The organism is Bradyrhizobium sp. AC87j1 (assembly GCF_002936975.1).
Classification (GTDB): Bacteria; Pseudomonadota; Alphaproteobacteria; order Rhizobiales; family Xanthobacteraceae; genus Bradyrhizobium; species Bradyrhizobium shewense.
The window spans coordinates 1-2,148 of the sequence record NZ_PTFE01000215.1 but is presented as its reverse complement, the minus strand read 5'-3'; the positions used below and the strand labels follow the sequence as shown (position 1 = coordinate 2,148).

Genomic DNA, 2,148 nt, shown 5'->3' with positions numbered 1-2,148 from the left:
CGAGATGCACACCTGTTGAACGCCATCATGCGGCGGCTGTAGAGACGACCGCGGAAAGAACCATGAACCCGGCAGTGGATCACTTTTGTCTATCGGGGTTGACATCGTGCCCGCGATTAAAGAACGGTCGACTAAAAAGGATGCCAATCGCTGGTAGCTTAGGGCTCATCCTTGGATACGGCAGCTGCGGCGGAGATAGAGCGCGAAGGCGTAAAAAATCAGCCATGAGGTAAGAAGCCAACCAAGATAGTTGGAGAGAGGAACAACGAATACCCCACCGCCGTCGTGCCATATCCAGACCATGGCGATTGTCGCGTTGGGGGCATCCATCACAAGATCCCATTGGGTCATCACGAACGCAGCGACGACGGGCAGGGCGATCAAGTTGAAAGGGCGATGGAGCTGACGGTCGGCGCCATCAAGCAGAACCGACGCGACTACCCAGGAAAAATAACCTGCTCCGAACCATAGCGGTCCCACAATAATCGGAATCAAGCCGACGTGCGACAAATTCGGTCCTACCTCGAAATGATAGACGCCGAATGGGAAGCCCGTGGCGGTGCTGAGATTTTCCATCGCAAATGCAATTGCATTGCAAGCAACGAACAGGACCAAGGCTCGCCGTGGACCATAGTCAAAAGTGGCATGGACCAGCGCGCAGCCAATGAAAATCGCCGCGAGCGCTTGCGCAAGCGGGGTTGGATTCCAGGAAACCCCAATTGCGGCCGCAAGAATGCCAGCGATGGCCAACCAAAGCGCGGGCTCCTGCCGCGCCCAGAATCTGCTGCGGGCAACATTATCTAACGTCATTGCGCGCGGTTTCCGTCGGCTGAGCGAGCAATCAACGGCAACGCAGTTGTTTGCCTATCCACCCTATCTATTGCAAGAAGATGGCGCTGCTTGGTCTCTTCTGAACCTTGTGAATATTGCCGAAGAGATCTTTTCTTTCCTTAGTTTCCCAAGCGATGCGTCGATAGTCCGGTACAAGAATATCGCCCTGCCAAAAGTTTGCTCACCTCGGAGGGAATAGTGCGCGATCGCCCCTGTTTCGCGGTTGGCGAATTGCTTACCTTGCTACAGATGACGCCCGCTTTAAGTGATCTTATCTCTCAGCCTTCGTTGAACGGTTTCGACCAGAGCCGCTCCGCGAAATCCAGATGGCACTTCATTACGTCCGAGGGAGTTTTGGAATTGGCAAGATTTTTCATAAGATTGGCCTGAGCGTGCAGAGAGGAAGCAGCCAGCTTTGACCCGTCCTTCAATGCCGCAGCGAACAGGTCTGTTGTCTCTTCGAGAGATTTTTTCCATTCTGGAGACGCAAATGAATGGCCCGATGCGGCCCTCGCTGATTCTACAACATCGTGCGTGGTGCCACCCGCTCCAGAGGCTGATGCCTGAGCGGCCCGTTCGGGCTCTGGATCTGTCTTCCGTTCGCGCTTCTCGTATTCGGAGCTTCTCGCGGGCATTCAACGTCTCCCCGTCTGAACAGGATCGCAGCGCGCTGCGTGGTCTAGATCCGACCATGAGGCTTCGGAAAGTACCACAACCGGCAACATGTCGAACCTATCTCAGTTGGTAGCACTTGCTCAATCGGGATCACTTAAGCGGATAACGTACAGAGTCTTTCGCACTTTCAGGATTGACGGCTTCTTCTAGAATGGAGGAGCTTTGAATGAACGATGGGAATGCCATGGGTCAGGTGATCCAAATTGATGAGGCCCGGATTCGAGATCACCTGGGCGAGATGGTCCGCGGGACGGTGGAAGAGACACTGAACGCGATGCTGGAGGCCGAAGCGGACCAGCTGTGCGGGGCTGGGCGGTATGAGCGCAGCCCGGCCCGGCAGGACACGCGGGCAGGCAGCTACGAGCGAACGCTGCACACCAAGGCGGGCGACGTCAATCTGAAGGTCCCGGAGCTACGGCGGCAAACCTTCGAGACGGCGATCATCGAGCGCTACCGGAGGCGGGAGAGCTCGGTCGAGGAGGCGCTGATCGAGATGTATCTGGCCGGAATTGCGGTTCGGCGGGTCGAAGACATCACGGAGGCGCTGTGGGGCACCCGGGTCAGCCCGAGCACAGTGTCGAACCTGAACAAGAAGATCTATACCAAGATCGAGGCGTGGCGGAATCGCAGGATCGAAGGCGA

At 56.4% G+C, this 2,148-nt stretch carries 4 protein-coding genes; 2 read left to right on the top strand and 2 right to left on the bottom strand.

Annotated features, from left to right (window positions below; translation table 11 throughout):
• Positions 1–165 precede the first annotated feature (165 nt).
• Complete coding sequence (locus CV770_RS40845; protein ID WP_161500093.1) at positions 166–750, bottom strand: carotenoid biosynthesis protein; 585 nt, start codon at positions 748–750, stop codon at positions 166–168.
• Here CV770_RS40845 and CV770_RS42340 point away from each other — a divergent pair.
• A complete protein-coding gene (locus CV770_RS42340) occupies positions 743–1,030 on the top strand; it encodes a hypothetical protein (protein WP_161500092.1) in 288 nt (95 codons plus the stop codon). The genes CV770_RS40845 and CV770_RS42340 overlap by 8 nt on opposite strands.
• 79 nt (positions 1,031–1,109) lie before the next feature.
• On the opposite strand, the gene CV770_RS40840 is transcribed toward CV770_RS42340, so the two are convergent.
• Positions 1,110–1,466: a hypothetical protein gene (locus CV770_RS40840; protein WP_104466298.1), complete on the bottom strand. Its 357-nt coding sequence runs from the start codon at positions 1,464–1,466 to the stop codon at positions 1,110–1,112.
• Positions 1,467–1,690: 224 nt separating this feature from the next.
• Here CV770_RS40840 and CV770_RS40835 point away from each other — a divergent pair.
• The coding region (locus CV770_RS40835) for a transposase (protein ID WP_245454024.1) at positions 1,691–2,148 on the top strand (458 nt) is incomplete at its 3' end.

Bases quoted from the DNA above. Each gene is read 5' to 3' on its own strand.
- CV770_RS42340 (WP_161500092.1), top strand. From the start codon at position 743: ATGGCCAACCAAAGCGCGGGCTCCTGCCGCGCCCAGAATCTGCTGCGG.
- CV770_RS40840 (WP_104466298.1), bottom strand. From the start codon at position 1,466: ATGCCCGCGAGAAGCTCCGAATACGAGAAGCGCGAACGGAAGACAGAT.